Genomic DNA, 26,206 nt, shown 5'->3' with positions numbered 1-26,206 from the left:
GCTGCGGCTGCGGCGTTGAAATGTCGCGGCGGCTATGCTTTGGGAGGGGGCATGAAAAAAACCTCCCTTGCCGCCGTCACGCCTCTCCTGCTGCTGGTCGCCTGCGGGCGTGCCGAACCGGTGGAGGATCTGCCCAGTCAGGACGAACTGGCCAATGCCGCCAACGCCGCCGCCGCAAAAGCAATGGCCAAGGCCAAGAACGACACCCCGGCCTCTCGCAACTATGTGAATGTCGAGCGGGGCTTTTCCGTCACCTTCCCCGAGGGTTGGGAAAAGGATGCGTCGGCCAGCAATGCCGACGGCGTGGTCTATCAGGACCCCGGCGCGGGGGCGGACGTCCGCATCTTCTGGCAGAAGAAGGATGGCGAGCAGACGCTGCAACAGATTGTCGAAACCGTGAGCCAGGGGTCCGAAGGGGTCAGCGGCGATTATGTCGGCGACAATGAATATCGCGGCACGGCGAATGACGGCGAAGGCAATAATGTCGCGCTGCGCCTGATCAAGCAAGCCGACGGGTCCATCGTCACCGCCAGTTTCGTCTACCCCGAAATGCTGAGCGAACAATATTCGGCCATGGCGGAAAAGACGCTCGACAGCCTGCATGTCTTCGCGCCCAAGGCCCAGACACCCGAAGGCACGCCAGCGCCCGAGGCCGCCGCCAACGCCGCGACCCCTCGATAAAGCTTAAATCCCGCCGGGTTTGAAGCTGAACTCAGGCCGCAACCGCGCCCTGATGACAACCAAAGGCCATGCGCGCCGCATTGATCATCTGCGCATGGGCATCGCTGCCACGCGCGACGTCCAGCCAGTCCTGCCCGGTGGTCGCACCATGGCTGTCCTGCCAGATTTTCGAAGCGACGGATTCGATTTCGGCATCGGTCGGATTGCGCTCTTCCGCGATGCACTGAATCAACAGGGCGTGAAAAAGCTTTGCCGAAAGTGGCTGGATAATCGCCATGGTGGCATCCTCTCCATTCGGATGCGATGTTTTCTCGCATTCCGTAGCGGAAAGTGACTGGCCCGCCGATTCGAGTCAACGTCTCCAAATTAGATTTTGGTTTTGCCCATAAAATTCTTGCGGACTTTTTCTCTCGATCAGACCGCGCTCAATCCGGCATCCGCCAATCCGCGCCAAAGATGCAGCGCCTGTAGGCTTTCCTTGACGTCATGCACACGCACCATCTGCGCGCCCAATTCCGCCGCGCGGAAGGCCAGAGCCACTGATCCACCCAGCCTTTCCGGCGCGGGCGCCTCATTGGACAGCGCGCCGATCAACCGCTTGCGGCTGCCCGCGAACAGCAACGGCACGCCCAGCCCCTGGAAGGTCGCAACACCATTCACCAGTGCCAGATTGTCGGCCAGCGACTTGCCGAAGCCCAGCCCCGGATCGACCATGATCTTCTCGCGCGGGACACCTGCAGCCAGACAGGCCTCCACCCGCGCCTCCAGATAATCGAACACATCGGCCACGACGTCGCCATAGCCGTTCGGATTCTCATGCGGATCGTCCCCGGCGGACGGGGCGTGCATCAGGATGACGGGGCAACCCGCCGCCACGACGACTTCCATCGCTCTGGGATCGTGCAGCAGCGCGCTCACATCATTGATGACATGCGCGCCCGCCGCCAGCGCCGCCTCCATCACCGCCGCCTTGCGCGTGTCGACGGACATGGCGATACCGGCCGCCGCGAGCTTCTCGATCACCGGCACGATGCGGGCAATCTCATCGCCTTCCCACAGGCGCGGCGCCTTGGGCCGGGTCGATTCCCCGCCCACATCGATCAGCGAAGCTCCCGCCGCCGCCATGGCGAAACCCGCATCAGCGGCGGCCTGCGGATCGTCCATATGCTTGCCGCCGTCGGAAAAGCTGTCCGGCGTGATATTGAGGATCGCCATCACCTGCGGCGCGTCGAAACGAATGATACGCTCGCCCAGCGCCAAGGGCGGGCGCTGGGCCGAGATATTGGCGGCAAGCCGCTGCGCCCGCTCCGCCAGAGGATCGGGCAGACCCGTCACGGCATCGGCAAACTCGGCCACCGGGATCGTCACCCGCGCCACGCGCTGGCCATCCTTGCGCGCGGTCAGTTCATAGCCCTGGAACCAGATCAGCCCATTGCCCATCCGCGCCGCCGCCCCATCGGGCAGACCGATGGGCGTAGGCACGAACCATGTGGGGCGCAGATAAAGGCGCGCATCGGCGGGAATGGAGGAGAGTGTCATGTCCGCCCTCTAATCCGGCCGGATCGTGTCTGTCGACCCGCCAGCCGATTAAGGCTCGTTGGCCAGCAAATAGGTCTGGCGCAGCGTATCGATCGGCTTCAGCGCGCCGTCGACCTCATGATGCCAGAAGGTCCAGCCATTGCAGCTCGGCGCACCCTGAAGCGTTGCGCCCATTTTATGGATCGATCCCGTATCCGTCCCGTCGCTGAGCGAGCCATCCGCCCGCACCACGGCCTGCCAGCGCCGCTTGCTGTCGGTCAGCACCGCGCCCGGCTGGAGATAACCCGTCTCGACCAGCGTGCCGAAGGCCACCTTGGGCTGCTGCCGCGCGGTCTGCATGATGGTGAGCGAGCTTTCATCCAGCGGCAGCGCCGCCTCGATCCGCTCCAGCGCGACCTCGATATAGTCGTTCTCGCGCTCGATGCCGATCCATTTGCGGCCTAGACGCTTCGCCACCGCGCCGGTCGTGCCGGTGCCGAAAAAGGGATCGAGCACCACATCGCCCGGCTTGGTGCAGGCCAGCAGCACGCGATAGAGCAGCGCCTCGGGCTTCTGCGTCGGGTGCGCCTTGGTGCCGTTGCGCTTCAGCCGCTCCTGCCCGCCGCAGATCGGCAGCACCCAGTCGGAGCGCATCTGCAACTCGTCATTGAGCGTCTTCATGGCCTTATAGTTGAACGTATATTTGGCGTCCTCGCCCTGGCTGGCCCAGATCAGCGTCTCATGCGCATTGGTGAAGCGCGTGCCCTTGAAATTGGGCATGGGGTTCGACTTGCGCCAGATGATGTCGTTGAGAATCCAGAAGCCCTCGTCCTGCAACGCCGTGCCGACGCGGAAGATATTGTGATAGCTGCCGATCACCCAGATCGAGCCATTGGGCTTCAGGATGCGGCGCGCCTCACGCAGCCACGCCTTGGTGAAACGGTCATAGCTACCCAGCGTGTCGAACTTGTCCCAGTCGTTATCGACCGCATCCACGCGGCTGCCCTCGGGCCGGAACAGGTCCCCGCCCAGTTGAAGATTATACGGCGGATCGGCGAAGATCATGTCGATGCAGGCGTCGGGCAGCTTCGCCATTTCGGAAATGCAGTCGCCACGCAGCAGGCGATTGGCCTCGATCTCGACCGGCGCAATCGCCTTCTTCCGCCGCGGCGCGACGCGTTCCATGACACCCATTATGTGACCCCCGTTTGCTTCTGAGGCCCAGCGATGAGTCCTCGAGAGTCCGCCGTCAAGATCAGCAACTTAGCATACACGCCTCAGAAAATGGTTAACGCGCGCCGGAACGAACCGGGTAGCCACGACATATTGAGTCAAGCGCGACTCGCCAGACTCAAGATGAAGTAGTGTGACTCAAAAGACTCAGCCGGGAAGGCCGAAAAAGTTTTTTTGGTTAACGCCGCCGGGACCCGCAAAAATGGCCCTCCGCTTGACCAATTCATAACCCATTGATTATGAAAGAGCGATGACAGAACATATTTTGAGGGGGGATCGCTCCGCCTCCTGCGACGAACTTTTCAAGGCCTTGTCCGACGGCACCCGGCGCACGCTGCTCGAATATCTGGTGCGCGAAGGGGAACAGAGCGTCCACGCCCTGACCGCCATTTCCGGCGTATCGCAACCCATGGTGTCCCGCCACCTTGGCAAGCTGAAACGGGCCAGCCTCGTGACGGCCCGCAGGTCAGGCCGCGAAACCTTCTACACCGCCCGAGCCAAGGGGCTGGCGCCGGTTGTCCAGTGGATGGCCGTTTACGGCGCGCTCTGGTCGCAGCGCTTCACCGCGCTGGAGGATCTGGAAGGCTATTGAGCCAGGATTTTCTCGATCAACACCACATCGTCCGGCTTGTCGGCGTCGATACAGGCTTCCGCCTTGTCCATCGCCACCAGCCGGGCGACCAGCCCAAAGCGCCGTCCCACCCGCGCAATGCCTCCCCGCAACGTGGAAATCCGCAGCACCGCCCCCAGCAAAGCCAAAGGCCCGAAGGCGGACAATATCTTCCACCCCTTCTTCCGGTCCTGCTCGACTTCCCGCCACAGCGCGATCACGGAGCGGGCCTTCACGCTCCCGAACCAGAAGATATTCGCCCCTGACCACCAGCCGTCGCGAAATTTGAGCCAGGTCCGCCGCGACCCCGGATAGCGCGCCAGCAGCGTCCCGCGCTCCACCATCGCCACGGCAATGTCCGTCCCGGACGCCTCCCGCACCATCTGATCGAGCATCGCCCCGTCCAGCAGCACATGGTCCGCCGTGGTCATCAGCATGGGAAAAGGCAAATCGCCCCGATCCAGCAGCGCGACCAGCGAGGACGCAATGCCGCCCCCGCTCGTCTCGAACCGTACCTTGGGATGCCCGGCGATCCAGGCCGTCGCCGGATCGGCGGCAAACAGTTCCGGCGCCTGCGTCAGCACGATCACCCGCCCGATCGCCGGATGCGACAGCAAGGCCCGCGCCGGACGGTTGATCATCGGCTCGCCGCCGACCGGCGCCAGCGGTTTGGCCTCGACGCCCGCCGCCACCGCCAGAGGATCGGGCACGGGCCGCCAACCGGCCAACAATATTGCGGTAATATCGGAAGCTGGTGCGGTCATGCCTGCCCGTTAGCGGAGGCCGCGCATCGCGAAAAGCTATTTCCCGCTCGCCGCTGGAGCCGCGCTCTTCTGCGCCACCTGCACCGGCAAGCCGACGCGCAGGCTCTTAAGTTGCCCCAGCCGCATCCGGAACGCCGTCAGTTCCCGCCCGGCAAGCTGCGAAGTGGTGGTGAAGCGCACCGACAGCGGATTGACCACCTGCCCGCTCCGATACAGTTCATAGTGCAGATGCGGCCCGGTCGAGAGGCCCGTCGATCCGACATAGCCGATCACCTGTCCCTGCCGCACCCGCTGGCCCGGAGACGCCGCGATCCGGCTCATATGCGCATAGCCGGTGGCCAGCCCATGGCCATGCTCCAGCCGCACATAATTGCCATGTCCACCATGTCGCCCGGCATAGGACACCACGCCATCCGTCACCGCATAGATTGGCGACCCGTAAGGCGCGGCGAAATCGATGCCCGCATGCATCCGCGTATAGCCCAATATCGGGTGACGCCGCATGCCGAAGCTGGACGACATGCGCCCCGCCACCGGGGAAGACAGCACGCCGCGCCGTTCACCCACGCCCGATGCCTCGAACCATTGGCTGTGGCCGTCGCTGGTCCATTTGAGCATGTCGACGCTGCGCCCATTGGCCCGGCGCAGTCCCGCGAACAACAGGTCCCCCACTTCCACATCGCCCGTGTCGGCCCGATGATATTCGGTGATGATGTCATAGCGATCGCCCGCCGAGATGGACCCCAGGTCGACCTGCTGCGCCACGACGCGCAGGAAGCTCTGGATCGCCTTGGGCGGCGCGCCCGCCGCCCGCGCCGAGCGGTATAGGCTTTCGCCCACAACACCCTGAATGCGCAGCGGCGTATCGTCGACATGGATGGCGGTCCGCTGCACCTGCAACACCCCGCCGACCCGCTTGATCTCTATCCCCAGGTCCAGCCGCGCCCGGAAGGCCAGCTTGTCCAGAGGCCGCGGCATATCACGGCTCGCCCGCCGCCCCAGCACGATGTCGAGCGGCGTCCCCGGCTTCAGCCCGGCGCTGGTGTCGCCCGCGACAAGGCTCGTCACCGTCGCCACGTCGCCGCCGCTGACCCCGGCCCGCGCCAGCGCCCGCCCCAGCGAATCACTCCCGCCGATCTGCGCGCGCAATTCGATCTGCGGCCGCTCGGGCGTCTCGCGCAGCGGCTGCACCGCATCGGTCGGCCCCATGCGCCGTCCGCTGTCCGCGCCCATGGCGAGCGGCGTGATCATCTGGCTGCGCACTTCGTCAAATTGTTTCGACGCCATCAACGGCTGCGGCTCGCCGGGCAGTGCATGGAAACCCGGCGACAGATAAAGCGCCGCAGCGCACAGCCCCAAACAGGTCGCCAAACCCCGGAACCAGGAGAAACTGCCCACCCGCTGCCCAAGGTCGGGGACAAGCTCCACATCCTCGGCCCAGTCGCGCAGCTTCTCACGCCAGCCGCGACGATCCGCCATCGGCTGTGCATGACGCAGGGAGTCAGTCAGCCAGAGCGACGCAGAGGCGCCGCCCTGCTGGGCATTGATCTGACTGCCATGGAACACGGTAAAAAAGGCCCCCGGGGCAAGTTCGCCACGACCCCCGCCGCGCGTTCATCGGCGTTTTCTGTAAAGGCATTAGGTTAAAGTCAAATAAAGACGCCTTTTCCAGCCGCCTTTCCGCGACCGGACGTGCCCCTTAGCCGACCGACGCCCCGTTTTGCGGCATGATCCGGATTTCCCGTCCCTTTCCCCTTGCCCTCGCCCGCGCCATGCCCGACATAGCGGGGGTCATGGCCTTATTTGCCCGCTCGCCCATTACCGCCGTTCTGGGCCCCACCAATACCGGCAAGACCCACCTCGCCGTCGAACGCATGTGCGGCCATAGCTCCGGAATGATGGGCTTTCCGCTGCGCCTTCTGGCGCGCGAGGTCTATGACCGGGTGGTCGGGATGAAGGGTGTCCAGCAGGTCGCCCTCATCACCGGCGAGGAGAAAATCGTCCCGCCGGGCGCCCGCTATTTCCTCTGTACGGCCGAATCCATGCCGATCGGTGGAGGGCGGGAGGCTGGGCAGGACGGCCTGAAGGATTTCGCCTTCGTCGGTCTGGACGAAGCCCAACTCGGCGCCGACCCGGAACGCGGGCATATCTTCACCGACCGCCTGCTTCGCGCGCGGGGACGGGAGGAAACCATGATCCTCGGCTCCGCCAGCATCAGTCGCGTGGTCAAAACCCTCGTCCCCGACGCAGAGATCATCGGCCGCCCCCGCTTCTCGACGCTTAGCTATGCGGGCGCGAAAAAGCTTTCCCGCCTGCCCAAGCGCTCCGCCATCGTCGCCTTCTCCGCCGAGGAGGTTTACGCGGTCGCCGAAATGCTCCGCCGCTTCCGGGGCGGCGCGGCGGTGGTGATGGGCGCGCTATCCCCCCGCACTCGCAACGCGCAGGTGCAGATGTTCCTGAACGGCGAGGTCGACTATCTGGTCGCCACCGACGCTATCGGCATGGGCCTCAACCTCGATGTCGCCCATGTCGCCTTCGCCTCGCTGCGCAAGTTCGACGGTCGCCGCGCCCGCCGCCTGACGGTCAGCGAAATGGCCCAGATCGCGGGCCGCGCGGGCCGCCACCACAGGGACGGCACCTTCGGCAGCCTCGGCCATGAGGATGGCGAAGCCGCCTTCACCCCCGAAGAGATCGAAGCGATCGAAGCCCACCGCTTCCCCCCGGTGGAGCAACTTTTCTGGCGCAACGGCACGCCGCGCACCGATCGGCTCGACCATCTGCTCTTCGACCTCGAACAGAAGCCCGAACGCCCTGAACTGCGCGCAGCCCCGGAAGCCGTCGACCTCGCGGTGCTGAAACGCCTCGCCGACGATCCGCTGGTGATCGAGCGCGCCAGGGGCAAGAAACAAGTCGAACGCCTCTGGGCCGCCTGCGGCCTACCTGATTTCCAGAAGCTGGGCGCGGAACATCATGCCCGCGCCGTCAGCCGCATCTGGCGCTTCCTCTCCGAAGGCCATGGCCATATCCCGAGAGACTGGTTCGCCCAGCAAATCGCACGACTCGATTCGGTTCAGGGCGATATCGACACGCTTTCCGGCCGGATCGCCGCCGCGCGCACATGGTCCTACATCGCCCATCGCGCCGACTGGCTGGCCCATCCCGCCGAAATGGCGGAGCGCACCCGCGCGCTGGAAGAAAAACTCTCCGACGCGCTCCACGCCGCGCTGACGCAGCGTTTCGTGGACCGCCGCACCACGGTTCTGCTAAGGGATATCGGCCAGAGCGCGGCCAATCTGCCGGTCGAAATAGAACAGGATGGGACAGTCTGCGTCGATGGCGAGACGATCGGGCGACTTGACGGATTTCGTTTCTCGGTCGATCCCGCTACCCGGCATCAGGACAGGAAGATGCTGTTGGCGGCCGCGGAACGGCGCCTTGGAAGGATATTGCGAGTGAAGGCTGAAGAATTACTGGGCGCACCCGATACTGATTTCGCGCTCATGGACGAAGCAGGACAGACCCCCGGCATCAGCTGGCATGGTGACGTGGTGGCCGCGCTGCATGGTGGTCCCGCGCTGCTGACTCCGGAAATCCGGCTCGATCGCGCGCTTCTGGCGCTGGGCCAGGATGTACAGAAGCAGGTCGCGACACGGCTGGCCACATGGTTCGATGCGCAGAAGGAAAAACACCTGCTGCCGCTGACCAAGATGGTCGCCAGCTCATCCGACCCGGAGGTCCCCGCCGTCGTCCGCGCCGTCTTCGCGCAACTGGCCGATGCGGGCGGCGTGATCGCGCGCACGGAACTTGATTCGGCGCTCGCCCATCTCGACAAGGACCAGCGGCACCTGCTGCGCCGCGCCGGGATCGATATCGGCGTGCTCGACATCTATCATCCCGGCCTGCTGAAGCCCGGATCGGCCCGCTGGCGCGCCGCTTTGCTCGCCGCTCGCCTCGGCAAGCCCTGCCTGCCGCTGCCCGGCGCCGGCCTCACCCTCATCCCCGCGGGCGAGAAGCCCGAGCAGATGGGCGCCCGCATCGCCGGCTTCCGGGGCTTTGGCGAACAGATGCTGCGCATCGACATGGCCGAACGCATGGCCCGCACCGCGCATGAAGCCATCGCCAAGAACGAAGCCTTCACCGCGCAAAGCCCCCAGATCGTCTCGCTGGGCCTGTCGGAAGACGCCTTCCTGCAACTGATGCGCCTCGCCGGTTTCCGTGCCGTCGACGCCCCCGCCGAGGGCGGCCCCAACTGGGTCTTCCGCGGCCGCCAGAAGCCGCGCCCGCATCAGCATCAGCAGAACCGCGACAAGCGGGGCACGCCCGCGCAGGGCAAGCCCCAGGGCAAGCCGCGCGGCGACCGGGCACCGCGCCCCGCCGCCTCGTCCGGCCCCGCGCCCGCAGGGAACCACGCCTTTGCGGGCCTGGCCGAACTGCTGGGCCGCAATGGCTGACGCGGGCATGGCTCCGGCCCATGGGCCAAGCCTGCGGATAGACAAATTCCTCTGGTTCGCGCGCCTTGCGAAGAGCCGTTCGGTCGCCCAGAAAATGGCGGAGGACGGGCATATCCGCCTCAATGGCCGGCGGATCGACCGCGCGCATTCTCCGGTGCGGGCAGGCGATCTCATCACCTTCCCGCACCCAAGCGGCGTCCGCGTCGTCCGCATCGTCCAGCTGCCGGGCAGACGCGGCCCAGCCCCCGAAGCCCAATCCTGCTACGAGGAGTTGACGGTCGGCGCCTGAAGCTCGTCAATCAGCCGCCCAACAATATCCTCATTGACCTTCGCGCCGACCGCGCATAGCAGGGCGCCCATTGTCCTTATTCCAAGAGTGTTGACCCATGACCTACGTCGTGACCGATAACTGCATCCGCTGCAAATATATGGATTGCGTCGAGGTTTGCCCCGTGGACTGTTTCTACGAGGGCGAGAATATGCTGGTCATCAACCCGAACGAATGCATCGACTGCGGCGTGTGCGAACCGGAATGCCCCGCAGAGGCGATCCTGCCCGACACCGAAAACGGCCTGGAAAAATGGCTGGAACTGAACACCAAATATTCTGCCGAATGGCCGAATATCACGGTCAAGGGCGAAGCCCCCGCCGACGCCGACGCAATGAAGGGTGTCGAGAACAAGCTGGAACAGTTTTTCTCCCCCGAACCCGGCGCGGGCAACTGATCGCATAGCAAATCGCAATTGCCGCATCGCTGTTGCGAAAAGCTTTGGGCGATGCTTCCGAAACTACCGATTGCGCTTCATCGGATGCCCCATCCCCGGATTTTGTGTCCGGGGGTGGCAATTTTGTTACGAATCTGCTAAACAGGCATCAACAGGTGGACATGGTCGCGTCCGCTACGGAGACAAATGCCTGATGTTTTGATGGTGGCGTCGCGTTCCCCCGACTCGTGCGCATTTCGCACCTGCAACGCGAATGTCACTGCTCCCCCCCGGTAGAATGGAAAGGTTTCAAATGGCTGCCAAGGCGCTGTCCTTTGACGTTGGTGATTATGTCGTTTACCCCAAGCATGGCGTTGGCCGCGTCATCGAGCTGCAGAAGGAGCAGATCGCGGGCATGGAGCTGGAACTCTATGTGCTCCGCTTCGAAAAGGAGCGGATGACGCTCCGCGTTCCGACCAACAAGGCCGAAGGCGTCGGGATGCGCAAGCTGTCCTCCAACAAGACGCTGGAGGAAGCGGTCGAAACCCTGAAGGGCAAGCCCAAGGTGAAGCGCACCATGTGGTCGCGCCGCGCCCAGGAATATGAAGCGAAGATCAATTCGGGCGACCTGGTGTCGATTGCCGAAGTGACCCGTGACCTGTTCCGCGCCGACGACCAGCCGGAGCAGAGCTATTCCGAGCGGCAGATTTTCGAGGCCGCCTCCAGCCGCCTCGCCCGCGAGCTCGCGGCGATGGAGGAAACGGACGAGCCGAGCGCGCTCAAGAAGATCCTGCGCATCCTCAACGAGGCCGCGCCCAAGCATGCGAAGGCGGAAGCCTGACACTATCCCGGCCGAGCCGACAACGGCAGGCCGATCCCAAAAGAAAGGGCGTCCCTGGCGGGGCGCCCTTTTTCTATACGGCAATCAGACGCAGTGTCGATCGCGACGCACCCCGGCCTATTCGTTCTTCAGACTGCCGGCCGCATCCCTGGCGGCAGCGCCAACGTCGCTCGCCGCCTGACCGACCTGCGATGCAGCGCTTTCCACGGCACTGTCCTTGCGGGTTTGACTGCTGATCAGGAAGAAGGCGGCAATCGCCACCACCACGACCAGCAGGAGAACGGCTACCATAGTGCCGCCGCCGCCACGCTTCTCAATCACCGTGGTCGTCGTCGGGCGCTCCTGATAATCCGCCATGTTCATCCTCCTCTCACCGCGCCACCCGCATCATCAATGCTCGGGACGCCAGCCGGGTTCCTTAACGGCAATAACCCTCGCGGCCCGGCACGACGATCAGACAGTCCGTCTTCCCCGCGAGATATTTGAAGCCCGTTTCGGCACCGATTCCGGGCCGGATCGCCAGATCCTTGCCGTCACGCACGAAGCGGATCGTCGCCCCGTCGGCCACGCCATTATAATCGCCCTGACGATCCAGATTATCCTTGTTCGCAATCGCATAATGGCCGCTCTTGCCGTCGGGCGAAGGTTGTATGTCAAGGAACAGCCCCTCCGGTCCGGCCCATCGCCCCACCCAATCGTCGGTCGGCAGTCCGGCGGCTTCATTAGCCCCGGCATTCACGGCATCAGGCTCCTCGATGGCCTCCACGCTCGGCGCCGCCGTGGCGTTGTCGGCCACATTCCCCTTGTCCGCGCTCCTGGCGCAGCCACCAAGGGTTGGCAGCAACAGAATTGCCGGAAGCAGGACAGACGCAATTTTCCTGCGCTTCATCCACATTTCTCCTTGCATTTATGACGTCAACGGCTGAACGCGGCTCTTCGATCCATCTTCTCATGCAGGGGGACGGACGGCTTGTCAGCCAGTCCGATGGGAAGCAGGATAGCGGCGGGGAAGAAAGATGGAACTGAAGGCAGAGGGGCGCCCGGAAAGGGCGCGATTCGTTCGGGAGTCCGCGGATGTCCGGCGGCAGGCGCTGATTGAGGCGACGGCGCGCTGTCTGGCCGAAAAGGGGGCGGGCGGCACCTCGGTCCGGGCGATCTGCGCCTATGCGGGCGTATCGGCGGGTCTGCTCACCCATTATTTCGACGGCGTCGACGCGCTGATCCTCGCAACCTATCGCGATGTCGGGGAAAAAGTTTCCGCCGCGATGGAAAAGGCCGTGGCGGAGGCCGGACCCAATCCACGCGACCGTCTCTGGGCCTATATCCGCGCCAATTTCCAGCCTCCGGTGCTGGACCCCAATCTGCTCGCCACCTGGATTTCCTTCTGGAGCCTCAACAAGACCAATCCCGCCATCGCCGCCACCCATGCCGAAACCTATGGCGGCGGGCGCGAACGCATGGAGGTGTTGTTGCGTGAGGCAGCACCCCAGATTCCCCGCCCCGCCGCGCGCATCGCCGCCATTGCCATCACCGCAATGATCGACGGACTGTGGCTGGAACTGTGCCTCGATTCGTCCACCTTCACCACCGGGGAAGCGCTGGGCATGATCGAGGAAACGATGAACTATGTTCTCAGCAAACCAAGAGATGGCTCGATCGATCAATAAGACCATCCATGATCGATTTTCTCAATGACTGCTTTCAATAAAACCAATTTCCCCCAAAGCGTCATCATCCCTAGGTAGGTCGGGCAACAGCAAACCTCTAAAAAGGAACTGGAAAGCCCATGGCTCTTATCAACACGACCATCAAGCCGTTCACCGCCACCGCGTACAAGCAGGGCAAGTTCGTCGACGTCACCGACGCCGACGTGAAGGGCAAGTGGGCCGTTTTCTTCTTCTACCCCGCCGACTTCACCTTCGTCTGCCCGACGGAGCTGGAGGATCTGGCCGACATCTACCCGACGCTGCAGAAGCTGAACGTCGAAGTATACTCGGTTTCGACCGACACGCATTTCAGCCACAAGGCCTGGCATGACACCTCGCCGGCGATCGGCAAGATCAACTATTTCATGCTGGGCGACCAGTCGGGCACCATCACCAACAATTTCGACGTGATGCGTCCGGGCGTCGGCCTGGCTGACCGCGCCACCTTCCTGGTCGATCCCGAAGGCGTGATCCAGTTCATGGAAATCACCTCGGAAGGCGTCGGCCGCAACGCGACCGAACTGCTCCGCAAGGTGAAGGCTGCGCAATATGTCGCCGCCAACCCCGGCGAAGTCTGCCCGGCCAAGTGGGAAGAAGGCGAAGCCACACTAGCTCCCTCGCTCGACCTCGTCGGCAAGATCTAAAGACCTGAAACGGCACTCCGCCGGGCCGGGTCGAGGCACCCTCCCCGGCCCGGCGGGGTTTTTATCACGATATTCATCGCTATCGCCGAACGCCGCCCTCCCCCCTTCGCGGCGACAGCATAGCCGCGTGCCCCGGATCGGCGCGCCCAACCCCATGGAGAACAAGATGTTGGACGCAAATCTCAAGGGCCAGCTCAAGGCCTATATGGCGAACATCACCCAGCCGATCGAGTTGGTGGCGTCGCTGGACGAAGGCGCGAAGAGCCGTGAACTGAAGACGCTGCTGGAGGAAATCGCCGAACTGTCGGACAAGGTTTCCATCGCCACCGGCAATGACAAGCGCGTCCCCAGCTTCATGATCCGCCGCACGGGCACGGATATCGGCGTCACCTTCGCCGGTCTGCCCATGGGCCATGAATTCACTTCGCTCGTCCTCGCCCTGCTGCAAGTCGGCGGCCACCCGTCCAAGGCGGCGCAGGATTTGATCCAGCAGATCAAGGACATTGACGGCGACTTCGCCTTCGAAACCTATTTCTCGCTGTCCTGCCAGAACTGCCCGGATGTGGTGCAGGCGCTGAACCTGATGGCCGTCCTCAACCCGCGCATCAGCCACACCGCCATCGACGGCGCGCTGTTCAAGGAAGAGGTCGATGCCCGCAAGGTCATGGCCGTCCCCACCGTCTTCCTGAACGGCGAACCCTTCGCCAGCGGTCGCATGGAACTGGAACAGATCGTCGCGAAGATCGACAGCGGCGCCGAAGCCCGCGCGGCCGAGAAGATCAAGGCGCAGGACCCGTTCGAGGTGCTGGTCGTCGGCGGCGGCCCCGCTGGCGCGGCGGCAGCGATCTACTCCGCGCGCAAGGGCATCCGCACCGGCGTCGCGGCGGAGCGGTTCGGCGGTCAGGTGCTCGACACCATGGATATCGAGAATTTCATCTCGGTCAGCCGCACCGAAGGCCCCAAGCTGGCCAGCGCCCTCGAAGCGCATGTGAAGGATTATGATGTCGAGATCATGAACCTGCAAAAGGCAGCCAGGCTGATCCCGGCCCGGACCGAAGGCGGCTATCATGAAGTCGTCCTCGAAAACGGCGCCTCGCTGAAGGGCAAGACCGTCATCCTCTCCACCGGCGCCCGCTGGCGGCAGATGGGCGTGCCGGGCGAGGACGACTATCGCAACAAGGGCGTGGCCTACTGCCCGCATTGCGACGGCCCGCTCTTCAAGGGCAAGCGCGTGGCGGTGATCGGCGGCGGCAATAGCGGCGTCGAGGCGGCCATCGACCTCGCCGGCATCGTCGCCCATGTGACGCTGATCGAGTTCGACAGCCAGCTCCGCGCTGACGCGGTGTTGCAGCGCAAACTCGCCAGCCTGCCGAACGTCAGGATCATCACCTCGGCCCTGACGACCAAGGTGAACGGCAATGGCGAGCGCGTCACCGGCCTCAACTACAAGGACCGCACCAACGGCACGGAGCATGATGTCGAACTGGAGGGCATTTTCGTCCAGATCGGCCTTGTCCCCAACACCGAATGGCTGAAGGACGGCATCGCCCTTTCCCCGCGCGGCGAGATCGAGATCGACGCGCGCGGCGAAACCAGCCAGCCGGGCATCTTCGCTGCGGGCGACTGCACCACGGTCCCCTATAAGCAGATCGTGATCGCGATGGGAGCCGGGTCGACGGCGGCGCTTTCCGCCTTCGACTATCTCATCCGCCTGCCCACCAGCGAGGAAACGGCCGAAGCGGCCTGATCGCCCACTCCTGCGAGGCCAGGGAAGAAAAGCGGCCGATTCCTCGAAGGAATCGGCCGCTCTTTCGCGTTTCTGCCGAGAAACTACCGCCGCATCAGCCGCAGCCGGAAAATCCCCGGATCGACCGCCAGCACCGGCGCGTCGGCCGGTGCCTCGTCCCGTTGCGCGAGCAAAATCGCGGGCTGCGGCGGGGTGAAGGTAACGATGGCGCTGCCCGGATCGCCCACCACCAGCGCATCCACCATCAACGCCGGACCCAGCCGGTCCGATGTCACGCTGACCAGCGTGCCGATCTGCGTCAGACCAAACAAGGTGCGCGCAAAGGCATAGGGCAGGCGAACGCAGCCATGGCTGGCCGGATGACCGGGATTATGCCCGGCATGCAGCGCGATCCCGTCCCAGGTCAGCCGCTGCATGAAGGGCATGGGCGCATTGGAATAGATGTTGGACCGATGCCATTCCCGCTTCTGCAGGATCGGAAATTCGCCGGTCGGGGTGCGATGGCCCTTCATGCCCGTGGAGATGCTGGCCATGCCGACCAGCCGGTCGCCGTCATAGACATGCGCCATCTGCCGTTCGATGCTGATGACCATGTAGAGCGGGCCGGTGAACGGCCCTTCCGCCAGCCAGCGATAAGCGCCCGGTTCCATATCCTGGGCCGAAACAGGCGGCGCCAGCGCCAGCAGGGCGAAGGCGGCAAAGGCAAAAAGGGTTCGGAACAGGGCCATAAACTCTTTTTTAACTACAAGTTGCCGCCACGCCAGCCCTGCCGAGCATCTCCCTTATCCCACCGTGAGACAGGGCATGTTACCCGGATTTACAGCAGGCTGAGTTGCGCGACCGGCGCGAAGCTGCGGCGATGCAGCGGTGTCGGTCCATGCTCGCGGAGCGCCGCCAGATGCCTGGCGCTGCCATAGCCCTTGTTGGTTTCCCAGCCATAATGCGGGTGGACCTGCGCCGCCTCGATCATCATCCGGTCGCGGGCTTCCTTCGCCAGAATCGAGGCCGCCGCGATCGACAGGCATTTGGCGTCGCCCTCGACAATCGCCGTCGAGGCCCAGCGCCATTGCGGGCAGCGATTGCCGTCCACCAGCACATGGGCGCAATCCTGAGTCAGCGCCTCGACCGCCCGCGTCATCGCCAGCATCGTCGCCCAGAGGATATTGAGGCTGTCAATCTCCTCGACCGAAGCGACGCCCAGCCCCCAGCACAATGCCCGTGCCTTGATCTCGCCTTCCAGTGCGGCCCGCTTCGCCGCGCTCAACTGCTTGCTGTCGTTGAGGCCGTCGGGACAATCCTCCGCGCGCAGGATGACGGCCGCCGCAACCACCGGCCCGGCCAGCGGCCCGCGCCCGGCTTCGTCCACTCCGGCGACCAACCCCGGATGATGCAGCAGTTCATGGGAGAAATCAGGCATGATGATGGAAACCGAAGGGTGCGCCCATCGGCCCATGCCCCTGCCCCTGCCCCAGCCCCGGCGCAAGGCTCAGCGCCTCCCGCACATATTTGCGGCCGCGTTCAATGGCGTCGATCAGGTCCCAGCCTTGCCCCAGCCCGGTCGCGATCGCGCTGGCGAGCGTGCAGCCGGTGCCATGAGTGTGCGGCGTGTCGATCCGCGCATTGCTCCATGCCTTCACCACGCCCTGCGGCCCGATCAGCCGGTCGGTCAGCATCGGCCCCTCGCCATGGCCGCCCTTGGCAAGGACATGGGTCGCGAAACGGATCGCGACCTCCTCCCCGCCCAGAGCATCAAGTTCGGGAATGTTCGGCGTCACCAGCGTCGCCAGCGCCATCAGCTTTTCAAAAGCCGCGATGGTCGCCCCGTCCGCCAGCGCCGCCCCGCTGGTCGCCACCATGACGGGATCGAAGACGATCGGCACGCCCTCCAGCACTGCCAGCCGCTCCGCCACCGCAGCCGCCGTCTCCGCCGATCCGATCATGCCGATCTTCACCGCATCGACGCCGATGTCGCTGATGACGCTCTCCATCTGCTGGAGCACCATCTCAGTCGGAACGGGATGAACGCCCTGCACGCCCAGCGTGTTCTGCGCGGTGATCGCGGTAATCGCGGTCATGGCATGGCCGCCCAGCAGCGTCACCGTGCGGATATCGGCCTGAATACCGGCCCCGCCGCCGCTGTCGGACCCGGCAATGATGAGAATGCGGGCGACGGTCATGCCTTGTGTTTGCGCTCCGTCGAGGCCGGGTGCCGCTTCAGCGCGTCCCCGACCCGCGTCGGCCGGTCCATCAGTTCCCCGCCGCAATTGGGGCAACGGTCGTCCAGCGCCTCGGCGCACGGCGCGCAAAAGGTGCATTCGAACGAACAGATGAACGCCCCCGGCTCATCGGCGGGAAGGTCCGTGCCGCACCGCTCGCAATCGGGCCGCATGTCCAGCATCAGGCTGCAGCCTTCGCCACGGCGTCGCAGATGCGCTCGACCACGTCCTTGACCTGATCCTCCCGGTCGCCCTCAGCCATGACGCGGATGACAGGCTCCGTGCCCGACGGCCGGATCACCAGCCGCCCGCAGCCGTTGAGTTCCGCCTCGGCCTGGGCGATCACCCGCTTCACCTCCTCATGCTCCAGCGGCTTGCCACCGGAGAAGCGGACATTCTTCAAAAGCTGCGGCACCGGATCGAACTGGTGCAGCACTTCGCTGGCGGGCTTGCCGGAACGCACCAGCGCGGCGAGCACCTGCAAGGCCGCCACCGTGCCGTCGCCGGTCGTCGCATAGTCGGACAGGATCATATGCCCCGACTGTTCGCCGCCGACATTGAACCCGCCCTCGCGCATCCGCTCCAGCACATAGCGGTCGCCAACCTTGGTGCGCTCCAGCGCCATGCCCTGCCCGGACAGGAAACGCTCCAGCCCCAGATTCGACATGACCGTCGCCACCAGCCCGCCGCCACGCAGCGTCCCGGCCCGCGCGAAATTCCCCGCGATCAACGCCATGATCTGGTCGCCATCGACGATCGTGCCATGTTCGTCCACGACGATCAGCCGGTCGGCATCGCCATCCAGCGCAATGCCGATATCCGCGCCGGACGACACCACCGTTTCCTGCAAAAGCTGCGGCGAAGTCGATCCGCAACGGTCGTTGATATTGGTGCCATCGGGCGAGACGCCAATGGCCACGACCTCCGCCCCCAATTCCCAAAAGGCCGATGGCGCGACCTGATAGGCGGCGCCGTTGGCGCAATCGACCACGATCTTCAGCCCATCCAGCCGCAGATCGGCAGGGAAGCTGGACTTGACCGCGTGGATATAGCGCCCGCGGGCGTCCTCGACGCGGCGGGCACGGCCGATGTCCTGCGACGCGGCGAGCGGTATTTCCTGCTCCAGCATCGCCTCGATCTTCAGTTCATCCTCATCGGACAGCTTGTAGCCGTCCGGCCCGAACAGCTTGATGCCATTGTCGTAATAAGGATTGTGGCTGGCCGAGATCATGACGCCCAGATCGGCGCGCATCGAATGGGCCAGCAACGCCACGGCCGGAGTCGGGATCGGTCCGAACTGCACGACATCCATGCCGACGGCGGTGAAACCGGCGACCAGCGCATTTTCCACCATATAGCCCGACAGCCGCGTATCCTTGCCGATCACCACGCGATGGCGATGCGTGCCGCGCTGGAAATGCTTGCCCGCCGCCATACCGACCTTCATCGCCAGTTCGGCGGTCATCGGCCATTGGTTGGTCCGTCCGCGAATGCCGTCGGTGCCGAAATATTTTCTGCTCATGATCCCTGCCCGCTTTGGCGGTGAAGCCGCTCTTTTCTCCCATAGCAATCTTTGTTCGACTTTCCACTGGAGAGCCGCCATGCCGCAACAAATGAACGGATTTAACGCAGCGGTGGACGCCCTTTCCGGCGCGGTCTTCATGAAGGTTCCCGTGCTGGAGACGCAGATCGAACTGATCGTGCTCTATCTGGCCCTGCCGATGCTCTTCTTCACCATCTGGCTCGGCTTCCCCAATGTCACGGCGGTGGGCCGGGCGCTGCGCATCCTCAAGACCCAGCCGCATGAGGGCGAGGCGAAGGGCGATGTCAGCCAGTGGGGCGCACTGTCCACGGCACTGTCCGGCACGATCGGCCTTGGCAATATTGCGGGCGTGGCTGTGGCGCTGACCATGGGCGGGCCCGGTGCGATCCTGTGGATGTTCATCATCGGCTGGTTCGCGATGACGGTGAAGATGGCCGAGGTGACGCTGGGCCTCAAATATCGCACCTTCGACGCGCAAGGCCATGTCCATGGCGGGCCGATGTATGTGCTGAAGGCCGTGGGCGCGGCGCGGGGCTGGCCGAAGATCGGGCTGATATTGGGCGGCCTCTACGCCTTTTTCGCGCTGTTCGGCGCCATCCCAATGGTGCAGGTCAACCAGAGTTTCGCGCAGGTGAAGGTGGTGACGGGGTTCAGCAATGGCTGGGCCTATGGCACGATCCTCGCCGGGGCGGTGGCGCTGGTGACGCTGGGCGGCGCGGCGTGGCTGGGTGAAGTGGCGAAAAGGCTGACGCCGCTGAAGGTCGCGGTCTATCTGATCGGCGTGGCGACGGTGCTGATCCTGCACGCCACCGCCATTCCGGGCGCGCTGGCGGAAATATGGCACGGAGCATGGAGCGGACAGGCCGCGACGGGCGGCGCGGTGGGCGCATTTGTCGCGGGCATGCGGCGCGCGGTGTTTGCCAGTGAGGCGGGCGTCGGCTCGGCGGTCATGGCACATAGTCTGGCGCGGGCGCGGCATCCGGTGTCCGAAGGGTTGGTCGCGCTGCTGGAACCGCTGCTCGGCACGATGATCGTCTGTGCGCTGGGCGGGCTGGCGCTGGTGGTCGCGGGCACATGGCAGGGCGGGCTGGAGGGCATTGCCATCACCTCCGCCGCCTTTGCGCAGGTGTCGCCCTCCTTCCCATGGTTGCTGGCGGTGGTCGTGGTGCTGTTCGCCTATTCGACGCTGGTGGCCTGGGGTTTCTATGGCCTGCAGGCCTGGGGCTATCTGTTCGGCAATGGCCCCAGGGCGCAGTGGACCTACAAGATCCTCTACATCGTCGCCCTGCCTCCCGCCGCTGCCATCGATCTGGGCCGGGTGGTCGGCATCGTCGACAGCAGCTTCTTCCTGATGGCGATCCCCAATGTGATCGCGCTCTATCTTTGCGGCGGGGAGTTGCGGCGCGACGTGCGGGAATATCTGGCGACGCCTGAAGAGGATTAACGCGCCATCGCGGCCTCGATTTCCTCGACCGTCCGGGGAATGCCTTCGCTCAGCCGCTGCGATCCGCTTTGGGTGATGAGATAAAGATCCTCGATGCGGATGCCATAATTGGCGGACTGGACGTAAAGGCCGGGTTCGACGGTGATGACCGCGCCCGCAGGCAGCGGCTTCGACAGATCGCCCGCGTCATGGACGTCGAGGCCGACCAGATGACCGAGGCCATGGGTGAAATCATCGACCCGGCCGGCCTTGCGGAACACGTCCTTCGCCGCCTCGACCAGATCCTCATAATAGACCCCGGCCTTGAGTTTCGCGACGGCAGCGGCCTGCGCGGCGAGGACCAGTTCATAGGCGGCGCGCTGTTCCGCCGTGAACTTGCCGTTGGCCGGGAAGGTCCGCGTCACGTCGCAGGCATAGCCGCCGACCGAGGCCGCCGCGTCGATCAGGATCAGGTCATTGGCCCCGATCACGCCACTGCCGCCGGTATAGTGCAGGGAAGCCGCGTTGCGTCCGGTGGCGACGATGCTGTCATAGGCCAGCCCCTCCCCACCCCCGGCGCGGAAGGCGTCTTCGAGAATGGCCTTCAACTGCTTTTCCGTCATACCGAGCCGCGCCTGCTTCATCGCCGCGATATGGCCGCGCGCGGTTGCCGCCGCCGCCTTGCGCATCAGATCAAGTTCGCGCACTTCCTTGACGATGCGGAGCGAGGGCAGCAGGCCGCTCTCATCCTTGAGCGAGACGCCCGGCACCCGCTGCATCACCCTGCCGTAAAGCTCCAGCGCCGGAGGCACCGGCGCGGAGGCGCCGACGATGGGACCGAGGAAATGCAGGGTCTTGGACCGCTCGGCGAGAGTCGTGACCAGGCCGCCAAGACTGCCGGTGCGGGACACGCGGGCAAAGCCGGTGCGCTGTTCCAGTATCGTGCCGAGCGGCAGGCGCTCGACTTCCCAGCGTTCGGCCTCCGGATCGCGGGAGGGGAGCAGCAACCATTCCCGGACGGTCCGCTCGGCAGGCGCCATCACCAGGATCGCGCCCGGTTCATCGACGATGCCGGTCAGCCAGGCGAAGTCGCCGTCCTGCACGAAGGGCGGCGCGACGGCGGCGCTGCTCTCCACCGGCCCGGCCCCGTAAACGACCGCGACGCCATCCTTCAACATCTCCATGACATGGCGGCGGCGCTCACGGAACACGTCCGGGGTGAAAGGCGATGTACCCGCCGGGGTCGCGAAGCCCTGCGGCGGCAATGTCTGTGCGATGAGTCGCGTGGAAAGAACCAGCGATGCCGTAGCGCCCGCCAGCATGGTCCGCCGATTATACATGAATATCTCCCTTGCTGCGCCGGACAGGAGCATGAAAGGGAGCGAGCGGCAAGAGGCGTATGAGAGCACTGATACAGTAAAGGCCTCGCCATGGGGCGAAGCCTTGCTTTGATGAGCGCAGCGCGAGATCGCGCTGATGCTTGCCAACGGCTTCCTTGATGGCGCCCGCCGCCTTGTTGCCAGCCGCCTTTGCCTTGTCGGTCAGTTCATCCTTTCGATTGCTGTTGCGGGACCAAGCAGCGGGCGGAAGGAAAAGTTGCCTTGGGTTCGGAAGCGAAATGAAGGCTTTAAGCGGATTCCATCGCGACAAAAAGAAAGGGACCGGAAATCCGGCCCCTTCCCCAAATCGTTTCGATCGAACCGATCAGCGCTTCGAGAACTGGAAGCTGCGGCGGGCCTTGGCCTTACCGTACTTCTTACGCTCGACGGCGCGGCTGTCGCGGGTCAGGAAGCCTTCGGCCTTGACCGCGCTGCGCAGCGCCGGCTCATATTTCGACAGAGCCTGAGCGATGCCGTGCTTGACCGCACCGGCCTGGCCCGACAGACCGCCGCCCTTGACGGTGGCGATCACGTCATACTGACCTTCGCGCTCGGTGACGCCGAAAGGCTGGTTGATCACCAGACGCAGGGTCGGGCGAGCGAAGTAGATTTCCTGATCGCGGCCGTTGACCGTGATCTTGCCGGTGCCGGGCTTCACCCAGACGCGAGCGACGGCGTCCTTACGACGGCCGGTCGCATAGGCGCGGCCGAGGCTGTCGATTTCCTGGGCGCGCAGCGGAGCCGAAGGCTGAACCGGAGCGATCGGCGCGTCGGCGGCGACGGTTTCGGCAGCGGCAGGCGCCGGAGCGTTGGCGGTCAGCGACGCGAGGTCGGACAGGGACTGGCGGTTATCGGACATTATGCACCCACCTTGTTCTTGCGGTTGCGCGACGCGAAATCGAGCACTTCGGGGTTCTGCGCTTCGTGGGGATGCTCGGCACCGGCGAAGATGCGCAGGTTGCGCATCTGCTGGCGGCCCAGCGGACCACGGGGGATCATGCGCTCAACGGCCTTTTCCAGGACGCGCTCGGGGAAACGGCCCTCCAGAACCTTCTGGGGGGTGGTTTCCTTGATGCCGCCGGCATAGCCGGTGTGCTTGTAGTAAACCTTGTCGGTCAGCTTGCGGCCGGTGAACTTCACCTTCTGCGCGTTGATGATGATGACATTGTCACCGCAATCGACGTGAGGGGTGAAGCTCGGCTTGTGCTTGCCGCGCAGGATGTTCGCGACGGTCGAGGCGAGGCGGCCGACGACGAGACCTTCCGCGTCGATCAGGATCCACTTCTTTTCGACCGTTGCCGGGGTTGCCGGCTTCGTGGTCTTCATCAGCGCCTTCATGGTGCCAATCTCCGTTTAAATGCATAAACCGATCGCCGTCGCCGGCTTTCGGAAGATGCGCGCTAATGACGGGTGACGTGCCCCAAGTCAAGAGATTCGGCGGCTTTGCTGACGGGTAAAATAATACCTGTCACTTTGCGAGCTGGTCGCCCACCCACCGGGCGAAGGTGCTATCGGCGGCCTCCACCGGCAGAGCGAGGATCGCGGGAACCTCATAATCATGCAGCTGCGCGATGCGCGCCATGAGCGCGTCGCGGCGCGAAGGCGTGGTCTTGAAGAGAACGGGGGTTTCGGCCGCCTCCTCCAGCACGCCGTTCCATTCATAAAGGGAGGTCGCCTCCCCCAACAGATTGGCGCAGCCGATCAACCGTTCCTCGATAAGCTGGCGCGCCGCCCGCATCGCCGCCTCGCGCGAGCCGAACAGCGTATAGACCAGCGCGACGCCGCTCATCCCCGCCGCTCGCCAAGGCTGTGTGCGGCCCAGGTCGCGGAGGCGACCACCAGCGCGCCGACCGCCTGGTGCAGCACCGCAAGCGGCAGCGCGATGCCGCTGATCACCGTGGCGATACCAAGCACGATCTGCGTGCCGACGGCGGTATTGAGGGCGATCGACGGGCCGCGCTCCCCGGCCTGCTTCGCCATGCGCGCCAGCAGGATCAGCATGATCGCGGCGACCCAGGCCCACCAGCGATGGATGAAATGCACCAGATAGGGATCGCTCGACACCGTGGCCCAGAGCGAGCCGAGCCACTGGATGCCCTGCGGTATGAAATGGTCGTTCATCAGCGGCCAGGTGCTGGAGACATAGCCTGCATCCAGTCCCGCGGTGAAGGCGCCGAACATGAGCTGCACCAGCAACGCCACAAGGGCCGCGATCGCGAAGGGGTGCAGCATCGCCGGCTTGGCGAACGGTGTCTTCGATCGGGTCAGCAGGTCAAGCGCGGTCCAGATGAGGCCGCCCATGATGAACAGCGCGGTCAGCAGATGCACGGCCAGCCGGTAATGGCTGACATCGGTGCGCACCGACAGACCCGACATCACCATCCACCAACCGATCGCGCCCTGCAATCCACCCAGCGCCAACAGCGCCAGCAGACGCAGGCCATAGCCCTGCGGGATCGCCCGTTTCCACGCGAACCACAGCAGCGGCAGGGCAAAGGCCACGCCGATCAGGCGCCCGAGCAGCCGGTGCACCCATTCCCAAAAGAAGATGAACTGGAAATCGCCCAGCGTCATGCCCTGCCGAAGCTGCTGATATTCGGGAATCTGCTGATAATCGTGGAACGCCTCCATCCATTGGTCATGCGTGATCGGCGGGATGGCGCCCGTGATCGGCTTCCATTGGGTGATGGACAGGCCGGATTCCGTCAGGCGGGTGATGCCGCCGACGACCACCATGCAAAAGACCAGAGCCGCGACAGCCAGCAGCCAGCGCGCGATCGAGGCGGGACGTGGAACGGCTATGGCCGGGCGGCTAAGGGTCAGCGCAGTCATAGGGCCGATCCATGCCCCCTTGTCCGCCCCGTTGCAAGGGTAACGCCGAACATGGACAAAAGGTCATGATGGCGACTGCGCCAAAGGATAGACATGGTTGGACAGGCGCATCTGGCTGGGTGAGGATCAGGCGCGGCTGCGCCGGACTTTGGGCGAGGCCATGGAGGTCGAGACGATCCAGAGCGCACGCATCTGGCCGATCGATGTCGACGTCAACCGGATGGAAAAAGCGTTAGCTGAATCTGGCCATTAATGCGCGAGATGCTGGATCGCGCCGAAACGCGGCAGGCCGGCAAGATTTAACACATTTTGATGGCCGTCCAAGCCGCGACCAGTTCCCTCGCGCGCTCCCTGACCACCGCCACGGTGTCGCCCGGACGGTAGAGCGCACCGCCGACGCCAATCCCTTCGCAGCCGGCCGCCAGCCATTCGCCGATCGTTCCGGCGCCGGTGCCGCCGACCGCCCATATGCCGACATATTTGGGCAGCACCTCCTTCACCGCCTTCACATAGGCGGGGCCAAGACGCGCTGCGGGGAAGAGTTTGATGCGGCGCGCGCCCGCCTTGACCGCGGCGAGGGCTTCGCTGGGGGTCATGAAACCGGGGAGCAGCTCAAGGCCGAGTTGCGCGCCGCGCGCAATGACCTGCGGGTCGGTATTGGGCGTCACCATGATGCGGCCGCCGACATCATGGAGGCTTTCCACCGCCTCGACCGACAGCAGCGTGCCGCCGCCGATCAGCGCGCGATCGCCAAATTCCACCTGCATCGCGGCGATGCTCTTCAGCGGGTCGGGCGAGTTGAAAGGGACTTCGATGATATGAATGCCAGCCTCGATCAACGCGGCGCCCATGTCCAGCGCTTCCTCGGGCTTCAGGCCGCGCAGGATCGCGCAGACGGGTGGCACGGCTTCGGCCAGCAGGTCGTCAAGGGTCATCGTTCAGGTCTCCACATAACCGAGGCCAGCGAGCGCGCAGGCATCGCCGTCGAGCAGTTGTGACGCCAGCCCCTGCTTCCCGAGCGCCTGCGCATAACGAACCGACAGCTTCGCGTCCCCGATCAGGAAAATGCCGTCCGCTTCTCCCAACATGTCGCGAATTTCCGCGATCTCGCAACCGATGATGAGGCCGGACAAATAGCCCGTCGCCCAGTCCGCCGAGCGGCCCACGCGCAGGCGCATGACACGCGCGGCGAAGAGCGAGGAGAGAAGATGGCCCTCCCCTGCCCGTTTCAGCCCTTCGGCAAAGCCTTCCGCCTCCTGCACGGGATCGCTGGAAGCGATCTTCGGGCCAAGGGTGGAACGATCCCGCAGCAAGGCGAACAACTCCCCCGTCGGCACGGTGCGGAACGACAGGACGCGGCCATCCTCCACCACCGACCATTTGTTGTGCGTGCCGGGCAGGACGATGAGGCGACGCCCCTGCTTCAGCGCCGGATCGCGAGCCATCGCACCGAAAATCTGCGCTTCCTCGCCCCGCATCACATCGGGCACGCCATCGGCGCCCATGCAGGCAAGGCCCGCCATGATGTTGAGCGGCACGCCGCGCCAGTCGGATCGGACAGCGGCGGCGCGCCATGCTTCGATATCGGCGGGACAGTCGGCATAGGGCGCCTCCATCCAGCCGTCGCGGGCACCGGCCATGCCGGAGAGGCGGATTTCGGTGGGCGCGCCTTGCTCCAGCCAGGGGGCGATGGTGGCGGCAAAAGCGGCTTCGGCGGCGTGGCCGCCCGCTCCACCGACCGCACCGATACCGGGGCCGTCGCGGCGCGCCGTGACACGCCCCTGCTCCACGCGGAACAGGCGCAGGCGGCTGGTGCCCCAATCGCCGATGACCACATATCGACTCATCAAATTTGGCACTTGTCCTCAAGCATCCTTGAATTCCAATTTGTATGAGTATATCGGAGAGAAAAGC

30 protein-coding genes are annotated in these 26,206 nt (G+C 64.7%); 11 read left to right on the top strand and 19 right to left on the bottom strand.

The genetic code is table 11. From position 1 onward, the window contains the following. Positions 1 to 51: 51 nt before the first annotated feature. Positions 52 to 681 (top strand): hypothetical protein, encoded by a 630-nt coding sequence (locus tag HUK73_RS00630; RefSeq protein WP_176590168.1) that lies wholly within the window; start codon positions 52 to 54, stop codon positions 679 to 681. Positions 682 to 712: 31 nt separating this feature from the next. Here the strand turns inward: HUK73_RS00630 and HUK73_RS00625 are convergent, their stop codons facing one another. The 3 genes from HUK73_RS00625 to HUK73_RS00615 all read right to left on the bottom strand — a co-directional run bounded on the left by HUK73_RS00625 (position 713) and on the right by HUK73_RS00615 (position 3,393). Then, positions 713 to 958, bottom strand: a complete 246-nt coding sequence (locus HUK73_RS00625) for a hypothetical protein (protein ID WP_176590167.1) — start codon at positions 956 to 958, stop codon at positions 713 to 715. A 137-nt stretch (positions 959 to 1,095) separates the two neighbouring features. Next, positions 1,096 to 2,220, bottom strand: coding sequence for a dihydropteroate synthase (gene folP / locus HUK73_RS00620; protein WP_176590166.1), 1,125 nt, complete (start codon positions 2,218 to 2,220; stop codon positions 1,096 to 1,098). 48 nt (positions 2,221 to 2,268) lie between these two features. Next, positions 2,269 to 3,393: a site-specific DNA-methyltransferase gene (locus HUK73_RS00615; protein ID WP_304413747.1), complete on the bottom strand. Its 1,125-nt coding sequence runs from the start codon at positions 3,391 to 3,393 to the stop codon at positions 2,269 to 2,271. A 289-nt stretch (positions 3,394 to 3,682) separates the two neighbouring features. On the opposite strand from HUK73_RS00615, the gene HUK73_RS00610 reads away from it, so the two are divergent. Beyond that, positions 3,683 to 4,024, top strand: a complete 342-nt coding sequence (locus HUK73_RS00610) for a helix-turn-helix transcriptional regulator (protein WP_176590165.1) — start codon at positions 3,683 to 3,685, stop codon at positions 4,022 to 4,024. Here HUK73_RS00610 and HUK73_RS00605 read toward each other — a convergent pair. Both HUK73_RS00605 and HUK73_RS00600 read right to left on the bottom strand, forming a co-directional pair. After that, positions 4,018 to 4,806, bottom strand: coding sequence for a nucleotidyltransferase family protein (locus HUK73_RS00605; RefSeq protein ID WP_176590164.1), 789 nt, complete (start codon positions 4,804 to 4,806; stop codon positions 4,018 to 4,020). The two genes, HUK73_RS00610 and HUK73_RS00605, sit on opposite strands and share 7 nt — an antisense overlap. Positions 4,807 to 4,842: 36 nt before the next feature. Further along, the gene (locus HUK73_RS00600; protein ID WP_176590163.1) at positions 4,843 to 6,372 is read right to left on the bottom strand and encodes a M23 family metallopeptidase; all 1,530 of its coding nucleotides are present in this window, start codon (positions 6,370 to 6,372) and stop codon (positions 4,843 to 4,845) included. Positions 6,373 to 6,578: 206 nt separating this feature from the next. Here HUK73_RS00600 and HUK73_RS00595 point away from each other — a divergent pair, with 206 nt between their 5' ends. The 4 genes from HUK73_RS00595 (at position 6,579) to HUK73_RS00580 (ending at position 10,802) form a co-directional block, all read left to right on the top strand. Continuing rightward, a complete protein-coding gene (locus HUK73_RS00595) occupies positions 6,579 to 9,257 on the top strand; it encodes a helicase-related protein (protein WP_176592741.1) in 2,679 nt (892 codons plus the stop codon). Further along, on the top strand, positions 9,250 to 9,546 hold the full coding sequence (locus tag HUK73_RS00590) for an RNA-binding S4 domain-containing protein (protein ID WP_176590162.1): 297 nt from the start codon (positions 9,250 to 9,252) through the stop codon (positions 9,544 to 9,546). Before HUK73_RS00595 ends, HUK73_RS00590 begins: the two co-directional genes overlap by 8 nt. A gap of 97 nt (positions 9,547 to 9,643) precedes the next feature. Further along, positions 9,644 to 9,982 (top strand): ferredoxin FdxA, encoded by a 339-nt coding sequence (gene fdxA / locus HUK73_RS00585; protein WP_176590161.1) that lies wholly within the window; start codon positions 9,644 to 9,646, stop codon positions 9,980 to 9,982. Between the two features lie 292 nt (positions 9,983 to 10,274). Next, positions 10,275 to 10,802: a CarD family transcriptional regulator gene (locus tag HUK73_RS00580; RefSeq protein ID WP_150294899.1), complete on the top strand. Its 528-nt coding sequence runs from the start codon at positions 10,275 to 10,277 to the stop codon at positions 10,800 to 10,802. Between the two features lie 117 nt (positions 10,803 to 10,919). On the opposite strand, the gene HUK73_RS00575 is transcribed toward HUK73_RS00580, so the two are convergent. After that, the gene (locus HUK73_RS00575; protein WP_176590160.1) at positions 10,920 to 11,159 is read right to left on the bottom strand and encodes a hypothetical protein; all 240 of its coding nucleotides are present in this window, start codon (positions 11,157 to 11,159) and stop codon (positions 10,920 to 10,922) included. Positions 11,160 to 11,220: 61 nt separating this feature from the next. After that, positions 11,221 to 11,697 (bottom strand): hypothetical protein, encoded by a 477-nt coding sequence (locus tag HUK73_RS00570; RefSeq protein WP_369805413.1) that lies wholly within the window; start codon positions 11,695 to 11,697, stop codon positions 11,221 to 11,223. A 121-nt stretch (positions 11,698 to 11,818) separates the two neighbouring features. Between HUK73_RS00570 and betI the strand changes: the two genes are divergently transcribed. The 3 genes from betI to ahpF all read left to right on the top strand — a co-directional run bounded on the left by betI (position 11,819) and on the right by ahpF (position 14,899). After that, a complete protein-coding gene (gene betI / locus HUK73_RS00565; protein WP_176590158.1) occupies positions 11,819 to 12,469 on the top strand; it encodes a transcriptional regulator BetI in 651 nt (216 codons plus the stop codon). A 119-nt stretch (positions 12,470 to 12,588) separates the two neighbouring features. Continuing rightward, positions 12,589 to 13,152 (top strand): alkyl hydroperoxide reductase subunit C, encoded by a 564-nt coding sequence (gene ahpC, locus HUK73_RS00560; protein WP_066559466.1) that lies wholly within the window; start codon positions 12,589 to 12,591, stop codon positions 13,150 to 13,152. A gap of 166 nt (positions 13,153 to 13,318) precedes the next feature. Then, on the top strand, positions 13,319 to 14,899 hold the full coding sequence (ahpF, locus tag HUK73_RS00555) for an alkyl hydroperoxide reductase subunit F (RefSeq protein ID WP_176590157.1): 1,581 nt from the start codon (positions 13,319 to 13,321) through the stop codon (positions 14,897 to 14,899). A gap of 83 nt (positions 14,900 to 14,982) precedes the next feature. Here ahpF and HUK73_RS00550 read toward each other — a convergent pair whose 3' ends face one another. From HUK73_RS00550 to glmM, 5 genes are all read right to left on the bottom strand, one after another. Then, complete coding sequence (locus HUK73_RS00550; protein ID WP_176590156.1) at positions 14,983 to 15,627, bottom strand: L,D-transpeptidase family protein; 645 nt, start codon at positions 15,625 to 15,627, stop codon at positions 14,983 to 14,985. Between the two features lie 89 nt (positions 15,628 to 15,716). Continuing rightward, positions 15,717 to 16,316 (bottom strand): ribonuclease HII, encoded by a 600-nt coding sequence (locus HUK73_RS00545; RefSeq protein ID WP_176592740.1) that lies wholly within the window; start codon positions 16,314 to 16,316, stop codon positions 15,717 to 15,719. Beyond that, a complete protein-coding gene (gene thiD / locus HUK73_RS00540; protein ID WP_176590155.1) occupies positions 16,309 to 17,076 on the bottom strand; it encodes a bifunctional hydroxymethylpyrimidine kinase/phosphomethylpyrimidine kinase in 768 nt (255 codons plus the stop codon). The genes HUK73_RS00545 and thiD overlap by 8 nt, the downstream gene beginning before the upstream one ends. After that, on the bottom strand, positions 17,073 to 17,297 hold the full coding sequence (locus tag HUK73_RS00535; protein ID WP_176590154.1) for a DUF1272 domain-containing protein: 225 nt from the start codon (positions 17,295 to 17,297) through the stop codon (positions 17,073 to 17,075). Before HUK73_RS00535 ends, thiD begins: the two co-directional genes overlap by 4 nt. Continuing rightward, positions 17,297 to 18,637 carry a phosphoglucosamine mutase gene (gene glmM / locus HUK73_RS00530; protein WP_176590153.1) on the bottom strand — a complete coding sequence of 447 codons (1,341 nt, stop codon included), beginning with the start codon at positions 18,635 to 18,637 and terminating at the stop codon, positions 17,297 to 17,299. Before glmM ends, HUK73_RS00535 begins: the two co-directional genes overlap by 1 nt. A gap of 91 nt (positions 18,638 to 18,728) precedes the next feature. Between glmM and HUK73_RS00525 the strand changes: the two genes are divergently transcribed. Next, entirely contained in the window at positions 18,729 to 20,102 is a 1,374-nt protein-coding gene (locus HUK73_RS00525; RefSeq protein WP_176590152.1) for a sodium:alanine symporter family protein, read from the top strand. Here the strand turns inward: HUK73_RS00525 and HUK73_RS00520 are convergent. The 5 genes from HUK73_RS00520 to HUK73_RS00500 all read right to left on the bottom strand — a co-directional run bounded on the left by HUK73_RS00520 (position 20,099) and on the right by HUK73_RS00500 (position 24,292). Then, on the bottom strand, positions 20,099 to 21,421 hold the full coding sequence (locus HUK73_RS00520; RefSeq protein WP_176590151.1) for an aminopeptidase P family protein: 1,323 nt from the start codon (positions 21,419 to 21,421) through the stop codon (positions 20,099 to 20,101). The genes HUK73_RS00525 and HUK73_RS00520 overlap by 4 nt on opposite strands. Before the next feature lie 364 nt (positions 21,422 to 21,785). After that, complete coding sequence (rpsI, locus tag HUK73_RS00515) at positions 21,786 to 22,319, bottom strand: 30S ribosomal protein S9 (RefSeq protein WP_087576223.1); 534 nt, start codon at positions 22,317 to 22,319, stop codon at positions 21,786 to 21,788. After that, positions 22,319 to 22,798 carry a 50S ribosomal protein L13 gene (rplM, locus tag HUK73_RS00510; protein ID WP_176590150.1) on the bottom strand — a complete coding sequence of 160 codons (480 nt, stop codon included), beginning with the start codon at positions 22,796 to 22,798 and terminating at the stop codon, positions 22,319 to 22,321. The genes rpsI and rplM overlap by 1 nt, the downstream gene beginning before the upstream one ends. Positions 22,799 to 22,928: 130 nt before the next feature. After that, positions 22,929 to 23,249 (bottom strand): divalent-cation tolerance protein CutA, encoded by a 321-nt coding sequence (gene cutA, locus HUK73_RS00505; RefSeq protein ID WP_176590149.1) that lies wholly within the window; start codon positions 23,247 to 23,249, stop codon positions 22,929 to 22,931. Then, positions 23,246 to 24,292, bottom strand: a complete 1,047-nt coding sequence (locus HUK73_RS00500) for a COX15/CtaA family protein (RefSeq protein WP_176590148.1) — start codon at positions 24,290 to 24,292, stop codon at positions 23,246 to 23,248. The genes cutA and HUK73_RS00500 overlap by 4 nt, the downstream gene beginning before the upstream one ends. A gap of 97 nt (positions 24,293 to 24,389) precedes the next feature. Between HUK73_RS00500 and HUK73_RS00495 the strand changes: the two genes are divergently transcribed. Then, positions 24,390 to 24,545, top strand: coding sequence for a hypothetical protein (locus HUK73_RS00495; protein WP_176590054.1), 156 nt, complete (start codon positions 24,390 to 24,392; stop codon positions 24,543 to 24,545). Between the two features lie 46 nt (positions 24,546 to 24,591). Here HUK73_RS00495 and HUK73_RS00490 read toward each other — a convergent pair whose 3' ends face one another. Next, the gene (locus HUK73_RS00490) at positions 24,592 to 25,227 is read right to left on the bottom strand and encodes a 2-dehydro-3-deoxy-6-phosphogalactonate aldolase (RefSeq protein WP_176590147.1); all 636 of its coding nucleotides are present in this window, start codon (positions 25,225 to 25,227) and stop codon (positions 24,592 to 24,594) included. A gap of 3 nt (positions 25,228 to 25,230) precedes the next feature. Further along, a complete protein-coding gene (locus HUK73_RS00485) occupies positions 25,231 to 26,139 on the bottom strand; it encodes a 2-dehydro-3-deoxygalactonokinase (protein ID WP_176590146.1) in 909 nt (302 codons plus the stop codon). Positions 26,140 to 26,206: the final 67 nt, after the last annotated feature.

The organism is Sphingobium sp. EM0848, from assembly GCF_013375555.1.
GTDB lineage: Bacteria > Pseudomonadota > Alphaproteobacteria > Sphingomonadales > Sphingomonadaceae > Sphingobium.
The sequence above is the reverse complement of the archived record's forward strand: the minus strand, read 5'-3'. Positions and strand labels throughout refer to the sequence as shown.

Coding starts and splice junctions, on each gene's coding strand:
- HUK73_RS00630 (WP_176590168.1), top strand. CDS start 52: ATGAAAAAAACCTCCCTTGCCGCCGTCACGCCTCTCCTGCTGCTGGTC.
- HUK73_RS00625 (WP_176590167.1), bottom strand. CDS start 958: ATGGCGATTATCCAGCCACTTTCGGCAAAGCTTTTTCACGCCCTGTTG.
- folP (WP_176590166.1), bottom strand. CDS start 2,220: ATGACACTCTCCTCCATTCCCGCCGATGCGCGCCTTTATCTGCGCCCC.
- HUK73_RS00615 (WP_304413747.1), bottom strand. CDS start 3,393: ATGGGTGTCATGGAACGCGTCGCGCCGCGGCGGAAGAAGGCGATTGCG.
- HUK73_RS00610 (WP_176590165.1), top strand. CDS start 3,683: ATGACAGAACATATTTTGAGGGGGGATCGCTCCGCCTCCTGCGACGAA.
- HUK73_RS00605 (WP_176590164.1), bottom strand. CDS start 4,806: ATGACCGCACCAGCTTCCGATATTACCGCAATATTGTTGGCCGGTTGG.
- HUK73_RS00595 (WP_176592741.1), top strand. CDS start 6,579: ATGCCCGACATAGCGGGGGTCATGGCCTTATTTGCCCGCTCGCCCATT.
- HUK73_RS00590 (WP_176590162.1), top strand. CDS start 9,250: ATGGCTGACGCGGGCATGGCTCCGGCCCATGGGCCAAGCCTGCGGATA.
- fdxA (WP_176590161.1), top strand. CDS start 9,644: ATGACCTACGTCGTGACCGATAACTGCATCCGCTGCAAATATATGGAT.
- HUK73_RS00580 (WP_150294899.1), top strand. CDS start 10,275: ATGGCTGCCAAGGCGCTGTCCTTTGACGTTGGTGATTATGTCGTTTAC.
- HUK73_RS00575 (WP_176590160.1), bottom strand. CDS start 11,159: ATGGCGGATTATCAGGAGCGCCCGACGACGACCACGGTGATTGAGAAG.
- HUK73_RS00570 (WP_369805413.1), bottom strand. CDS start 11,697: ATGTGGATGAAGCGCAGGAAAATTGCGTCTGTCCTGCTTCCGGCAATT.
- betI (WP_176590158.1), top strand. CDS start 11,819: ATGGAACTGAAGGCAGAGGGGCGCCCGGAAAGGGCGCGATTCGTTCGG.
- ahpC (WP_066559466.1), top strand. CDS start 12,589: ATGGCTCTTATCAACACGACCATCAAGCCGTTCACCGCCACCGCGTAC.
- ahpF (WP_176590157.1), top strand. CDS start 13,319: ATGTTGGACGCAAATCTCAAGGGCCAGCTCAAGGCCTATATGGCGAAC.
- HUK73_RS00550 (WP_176590156.1), bottom strand. CDS start 15,627: ATGGCCCTGTTCCGAACCCTTTTTGCCTTTGCCGCCTTCGCCCTGCTG.
- HUK73_RS00545 (WP_176592740.1), bottom strand. CDS start 16,316: ATGCCTGATTTCTCCCATGAACTGCTGCATCATCCGGGGTTGGTCGCC.
- thiD (WP_176590155.1), bottom strand. CDS start 17,076: ATGACCGTCGCCCGCATTCTCATCATTGCCGGGTCCGACAGCGGCGGC.
- HUK73_RS00535 (WP_176590154.1), bottom strand. CDS start 17,297: ATGCTGGACATGCGGCCCGATTGCGAGCGGTGCGGCACGGACCTTCCC.
- glmM (WP_176590153.1), bottom strand. CDS start 18,637: ATGAGCAGAAAATATTTCGGCACCGACGGCATTCGCGGACGGACCAAC.
- HUK73_RS00525 (WP_176590152.1), top strand. CDS start 18,729: ATGAACGGATTTAACGCAGCGGTGGACGCCCTTTCCGGCGCGGTCTTC.
- HUK73_RS00520 (WP_176590151.1), bottom strand. CDS start 21,421: ATGTATAATCGGCGGACCATGCTGGCGGGCGCTACGGCATCGCTGGTT.
- rpsI (WP_087576223.1), bottom strand. CDS start 22,319: ATGTCCGATAACCGCCAGTCCCTGTCCGACCTCGCGTCGCTGACCGCC.
- rplM (WP_176590150.1), bottom strand. CDS start 22,798: ATGAAGGCGCTGATGAAGACCACGAAGCCGGCAACCCCGGCAACGGTC.
- cutA (WP_176590149.1), bottom strand. CDS start 23,249: ATGAGCGGCGTCGCGCTGGTCTATACGCTGTTCGGCTCGCGCGAGGCG.
- HUK73_RS00500 (WP_176590148.1), bottom strand. CDS start 24,292: ATGACTGCGCTGACCCTTAGCCGCCCGGCCATAGCCGTTCCACGTCCC.
- HUK73_RS00490 (WP_176590147.1), bottom strand. CDS start 25,227: ATGACCCTTGACGACCTGCTGGCCGAAGCCGTGCCACCCGTCTGCGCG.
- HUK73_RS00485 (WP_176590146.1), bottom strand. CDS start 26,139: ATGAGTCGATATGTGGTCATCGGCGATTGGGGCACCAGCCGCCTGCGC.